The organism is Actinomadura sp. (assembly GCF_044508335.1).
Lineage (GTDB): Bacteria > Actinomycetota > Actinomycetes > Streptosporangiales > Streptosporangiaceae > Spirillospora.
Window position 1 is genome coordinate 1 of the sequence record NZ_JBIQHY010000150.1, and the last position, 5,805, is coordinate 5,805.

Genomic DNA, 5,805 nt, shown 5'->3' on the forward strand with positions numbered 1-5,805 from the left:
TCGTCCTCGACCGCACCCCGTTCTACGCCGAGGGCGGCGGCCAGCTCGCCGACCACGGCCTGATCCGGCTCGGCAACGGCGCCGTCATCGAGGTCACCGACGTGCAGGCGCCCCTCCCGGGCCTCATCGTGCACCGCGGCCGCGTCCGCAGCGGCGAGGCGCAGGCCGGCGACACCGCCTACGCCGAGGTCGACGTGGAGCGGCGCCGCGCGATCTCCCGCTCGCACACCGCGACCCACATGGTGCACGCCGGGTTCCGCCGCGCGCTCGGCGAGTCCGCCGCGCAGGCCGGGTCGGAGAACTCGCCCGGCCGGTTCCGGTTCGACTTCACCGCGTCCGGCGCCGTCCCGCCGAGCGTGCTGCGCGACGTCGAGGACGAGGTCAACGAGGTGCTGGTCGGCGACCTGGACGTCCGGGCCTTCCACACCTCCATCGACGAGGCCCGCGCCATGGGCGCGCTCGCGCTGTTCGGCGAGAAGTACGGCGACGAGGTCCGCGTCGTGGAGGTCGGCGACTACTCCCGCGAGCTGTGCGGCGGCACCCACGTGGCCCGCTCCGGGCAGCTCGGCCTGATCAAGGTGCTGGGCGAGTCGTCCATCGGCGCCGGCGTCCGCCGCGTCGAGGCGCTCGTCGGCATCGACGCGTTCCGGTTCCTGGCCCGCGAGAGCGTCCTCGTCGCGCAGCTCGCCGAGCAGATGAAGGCGCGCAAGGAGGAGCTGCCCGAGCGGATCTCCGGCGTCCTCACCCGGCTCCGCGACGCCGAGAAGGAGCTGGAGAAGCTCCGCGCCCAGCAGGTCCTCGCGATCGCGGGCTCGCTCGCCGACTCCGCCAAGGACATCGGCGGCATCGCGTTCGTGGGGCACCGCGCCCCCGACGGCACCGGCGCCGACGACCTGCGCCGGCTCGCCGTCGACGTGCGCGGCCGGCTGGCCGCCCGGCCCGCCGTCGTGATGGTCGCCGGCGTGCCGAAGGACCGCCCCGTCGTGGTCGTCGCCGTCACCGAGGGCGCCCGCGAGCGCGGCCTCAAGGCGGGCGCGCTCGTCGGCCTCGCCGCCAAGGCCCTCGGCGGCGGTGGCGGCGGCAAGGACGACCTGGCGCAGGGCGGCGGTGCGAACGCCGGCGCCGTCGGCGACGCCCTCGCCGCCGTCGAACGAGCCGTAGGGGCCGCGTGAGCCCGGCGCGACGGGGTATGCGACCGGAGCACCTGCCATGAGGCAGGGCGTCCGGCTGGGAGTCGATGTGGGGAGCGTGCGCGTGGGGGTCGCCAAGAGCGACCCCGGCGGCGTCCTCGCCTCCCCGCTGGAGACCGTGAAGAGCGGCAGGGGCGACGTCGACCGGCTCGTGGCGCTCGCCGCCGAGTACGAGGCGATCGAGGTCGTCGTCGGGCTGCCGACGTCGCTGTCGGGCCGGGAGGGCCCGGCGGCTCGGGCGGCGCGCAAGTTCGCGGCCAGGCTCGCGGACCGCCTTCCCCCGGAGGCGGTCCGGCTGTACGACGAGCGGCTCACCACCGTCACCGCCGAGAGCGGTCTGCGGGCCGGGGGAGTACATGGTCAAGCGAGGCGCAAGGTCGTCGACCAGGCCGCCGCGGCGGTCCTGCTCCAGGCGGCCCTCGACGCGGAACGGTTGACTGGGCACCCCCCAGGAGAGATCGTCCGGGGGAGCTCATGAACGATTTGGACCTCTTCTCAGACCCCTACGGCGACGGGCGGCCGTCGGACGAGGTGTACGGCAGGCGGGAGCAGCGGCGCGTCCGGAAACGGCAGAAGCGCCGCCGGCGCAACGGCCGGGCGGCGGCGCTGTTCGCGATGGCGTTCCTGGTGGCGGTGTTCGGCACCGGCGGTGTCCTCGGCTACGCCTGGCTGGACAACAAGTGGCACCCGCCGGACTACGCGGGCCAGGGGTCCGGCAGCGTCACGGTCCAGATCAAGAAGGGCGCCAGCGGCTCGGTGATCGGCGCGACGCTGGAGGAGCACCGCGTGGTCAAGAGCGCCCGCGCGTTCGTGAAGGCCTACAACAAGGAGACGCGAGCCTCCAGCATCCAGCCGGGCTTCTACCAGATGCGGCTGAAGATGTCGTCGGCCGCGGCGATGGCGCTGCTGCTGAACCCGAAGTCGCGGGCCGGGAACCAGATCACGATCCCGGAGGGCCGCCGCGCCGCCGAGATCTACCAGTTGCTGGCGAAGAAGACCGGCATCTCGGCGAAGGAGTTCCAGAACGCCGCCAAGGACGGGAAGAGCCTCGGGCTGCCGCCCTACGCGAAGGGCAGGGTGGAGGGGTACCTGTACCCGGGCCGCTACGACCTCGACCCCAACGGCTCGGCGCGGCAGATCCTCAAGCAGATGGTGGATCGGTTCAACGAGGAGGCGAGCAGCACCGACCTCGTCGCGAAGGCGCGCAGGGCGAAGATGAACCCCGCGACAGTCGTCACGATCGCCAGCCTCGTCCAGGCCGAGGGCGGCAAGCCCGCCGACCTGCCGAAGATCTCCCGGGTCATCTACAACCGGGTGAAGAAGGGCATGAAGCTGCAGTTCGACACGACGGTGCTGTACGCGCTGGACGAGCGGCGGCTGACGGTCACCGAGAAGGACCTGCAGATCCAGTCGCCCTACAACACCTACCTGCACGCGGGCCTGCCGCCCGGCCCGATCAGCAACCCCGGCGCGGACGCGATCGAGGCGGCGCTCGCGCCGAAGCCCGGGACGTGGCTGTACTTCATCGCGACCGACCCGACGAACAAGGTCACCAAGTTCGCCACCACCGAGGCGGAGCGGCAGGCGATCGAGAAGGAGTTCCGCGAGTGGCAGAAGGCGCATCCGGGCCAGTGACCGGGGGGACGGCGGCCGGCGCTGCGGTGCGCCGGGCGGCGGTGCTGGGATCGCCGGTCGCGCATTCGCTGTCGCCGGTGCTGCACCGCGCGGCGTACGCGGCGATGGGCCTGGACTCGTGGACCTACGACGCGATCGAGTGCCGCGAGGACGGCCTCGCCGCGCTGCTGGACGGCCTCGGCCCCGAATGGGCGGGGCTGTCGCTGACCATGCCGCTCAAGCGGGTCGCGCTGGACCTCGCCGACTCGGTGTCCGACCTCGCGGTGGCGGTCGGCGGCGCCAACACGATCGTCCTGCGGGACGGGCGGCGGCACGCCGACAACACCGACGTGCACGGCATCGAGACGGCGCTCACCGAGGCCGGGCTGAAGGCGCCGCAGTCGGCGCTGGTGCTGGGCGGCGGCGCCACCGCCGCGTCCGCGCTGGCCGCGCTCGCCCGGCTCGGCACGGCCGAGGCGGTGCTCGCCGCCCGGTCGCCCGAGCGCGCCGCCGGCGCCGCCGAGGTGGGGGAGCGGTTCGGGCTCGCGGTCCGCGTCGTGGCGCTCGACCGGGTGACCGCGCACCTTCCGGCGGAGCTCGTCGTGTCGACGCTGCCGGGACGCGCGGCCGACGCGTTCGCCGGCCCGGTCGCCGCGTCCGGCGCGGCCCTGTTCGACGTGGTGTACGCGCCGTGGCCGACGGTGCTGGCGGCGGCGGTGGAGCGGGCCGGCGGGACGGTCGTCGGCGGTTTCGCGATGCTGCTGCACCAGGCCGTCCGGCAGGTGGCGCTGATGACGGGCCGCGAGGACGTGCCCGTGGCGGCCATGCGCGCCGCCGGGGAGGCGGAGCTCGCCCGCCGCGCCTGACCCCGCCCCGGTGCGTCAGGGCGGGGCGGGCGGCGGGCCGCGCGGGGTGCGGCGCCGCTTCGCCGACTCGTCGATGGCGGTGAGGACGACGGGCAGGATCACGCTGAGCCAGAAGTCCTTCCACCCCCACAGGTCCGCGGCGACGCCCAGCAGGCTGGCGGCGCACACGAGGCTCAGCAGGAGCGCCGCCCAGTGCCGCCGGGCGAACCCGACCGGGTCCACCAGCCTCCGGTGCGGCAGCAGGTCGGCCAGCGGGCGTTCCCGCGCGTGCGCCCGCTGCACCACCGTCGCGTCCGGCAGCCAGTGCAGGATGTCGGCGCTCCCGGCGAGCGGGACGCGGGACAGCGCGATCAGCGTCTCCAGCCGCCACCACAGCGTCCACAGCGACGTGCGCCCGCTGCCCGGGTAGCCCGTCCAGCGCGGGTCGGCGAACTCGCCGCGCACCAGCGTCCGGAACGCCCGCGCGACGACCGGCCCGTGCGGGCCGCGCGGGTCCCGCAGCAGCGCCGACAGCGCGATCGGCAGCCCGTAGTGCCACAGGGCCAGCCGCCACACCGGCTCCGGGCCGGCGCACCGGGGGGACGCGCCGTGCGCGGAGGCGCCGTGCGGGGAGACGTCGTAGGTCTCGATCCACGTGTGGTCGTCGTCGGGGTCGAGGTTCTCCAGCAGCCAGTCGTAGGCGTCCAGCAGCCGCTCGGTCCGCAGCTCCGGGCGCGCCTCGGCCAGCGTCACCAGCGCGAAGGCGGTGTGGGTGACGGTCGGCCGGGACTCCGGGGTCGGCCCCCAGCCGGGCCGGTGCGCGGTGCGGTCGGCGGTCAGCCACTCCACGCCCCGGTCGACCGCCGGGTCGTACGGGTTGAGCTGGCTGAGCGCGCGCAGCGCCAGGCACGTCAGCCACACCCGGGACGCGCAGCCGTGCAGGGAGCCCCAGCCGCCGTCGGGGTTCTGGTTGCGCAGCAGCCACTGGTAGGCGCGCTTGGTGTCGGGCGCGTCGTCGCGCAGGTCGCAGCGCGCGCGGGCGAGGAACCGCGCGATCCAGCCGGTCGCCTCCACCACCGGCATGCCGAGGCTGGTCTTGGTGGCCCAGCCGCCGTCGCGCAGCCCGTCGTCCGAGCGGGTCTGCCGGGCGGCGAGGAAGGCCAGCCCGTCGTCGAAGTACTCGAAGGGGCGTCCCGCCTCCACGAACGCCATCAGCCCGAGGGCCGTCGCGGTGCTGCCCGGTTCGGGGCGCGCCAGCTCGTGGTACCAGCCGCCGCCGGGGCCGAGCGCGGGCGCGTAGGTGTCGCGCAGGACGTCCAGCGACTCGTTCAGCCGGGTTTCGAGGACGGCCATGTCGATGGCCGGAGCGCCGGCACCGCGGGGCCGGAGTCGTTCCGGCGCGGCGGCGGGTCGGGCTGGGCGGGGGGCCGGTGCGGGGAGGGGAGGAGTCGTCTGGTGCACAGTGTTGCCTTTCCTCCCTTTTGTTCCCGTTTGGCCAGGTTTTGTACCCCGGAGGTTCCATGTCGGTATCCCTTGCCGCAGGGTCCGCCGGCGGCGGGAAGGCTGGAGGGAGAGTGGTCCCGTTCCGTGGTGCTGGAGGAGGCTTGGCCGAGCCGACGGCGTGGAACGAGCCCGAGCACGACTGCGTCCTGTGCCCGCCCCTGCGCTTCCGGTTCAACGGCATGGCGGACCTCCCCGGCGAGTCCGGCGTGATCGCCGGCGACCGCGACTTCCTCCTCATCCCGGACGTGGCGCCCCTCGCCGAGGGCCACGTCCTGCTGGTGACCCGCGAGCACTACCAGTGCGCGGGGGAGTTCGGCCCGGGCATGTGGGAGCGGGCGCTGCGGTGGCGCGGCCGCGTCGCCCGCCTCTACCGCGCGGCCTACGGGAGCGGTGAGCTGCTGCTGTTCGAGCACGGCCCGGCGACTCCGCAGGGCGGCGGCGCGTGCATCGACCACGCGCACTGGCACATGCTCCCCGGAACCCCGGGCATCCGCCGGGTGGTGGAGGAGCGGGGCCGTCCCGGGATGCCCGCCGGACGCGCCGCCCTCCGGGCGTACCTGCGCGCCGGACGCTCCTACCTCCTGATCGAGGAGGACGAGGTCATGACCGTCCATCCCGGGGACGGCGTCAGGAGCCAGTTCCTGCGCTGGGCC

Annotated in this window: 6 protein-coding genes; 5 read left to right on the forward strand and 1 reads right to left on the reverse strand. The window is 74.8% G+C overall.

Annotation, left to right across the window (positions count from 1 at the left end; translation table 11 throughout):
- The 4 genes from ACIWVC_RS31330 to ACIWVC_RS31345 all read left to right on the forward strand — a co-directional run.
- On the forward strand, nt 1–1,172 hold a 1,172-nt coding region (locus tag ACIWVC_RS31330), incomplete at its 5' end, for a DHHA1 domain-containing protein (protein ID WP_396452023.1).
- Nucleotides 1,173–1,209: 37 nt separating this feature from the next.
- A complete protein-coding gene (ruvX, locus tag ACIWVC_RS31335; RefSeq protein WP_396452025.1) occupies nt 1,210–1,668 on the forward strand; it encodes a Holliday junction resolvase RuvX in 459 nt (152 codons plus the stop codon).
- Entirely contained in the window at nt 1,665–2,825 is a 1,161-nt protein-coding gene (mltG, locus tag ACIWVC_RS31340; RefSeq protein ID WP_396452027.1) for an endolytic transglycosylase MltG, read from the forward strand. Before ruvX ends, mltG begins: the two co-directional genes overlap by 4 nt.
- Nucleotides 2,822–3,670, forward strand: a complete 849-nt coding sequence (locus ACIWVC_RS31345; protein WP_396452029.1) for a shikimate dehydrogenase — start codon at nt 2,822–2,824, stop codon at nt 3,668–3,670. The genes mltG and ACIWVC_RS31345 overlap by 4 nt, the downstream gene beginning before the upstream one ends.
- Nucleotides 3,671–3,685: 15 nt before the next feature.
- Here ACIWVC_RS31345 and ACIWVC_RS31350 read toward each other — a convergent pair whose 3' ends face one another.
- On the reverse strand, nt 3,686–5,002 hold the full coding sequence (locus ACIWVC_RS31350; RefSeq protein ID WP_396454941.1) for a prenyltransferase/squalene oxidase repeat-containing protein: 1,317 nt from the start codon (nt 5,000–5,002) through the stop codon (nt 3,686–3,688).
- A gap of 251 nt (nt 5,003–5,253) precedes the next feature.
- Between ACIWVC_RS31350 and ACIWVC_RS31355 the strand changes: the two genes are divergently transcribed.
- On the forward strand, nt 5,254–5,805 hold a 552-nt coding region (locus ACIWVC_RS31355), incomplete at its 3' end, for an HIT family protein (protein WP_396454942.1).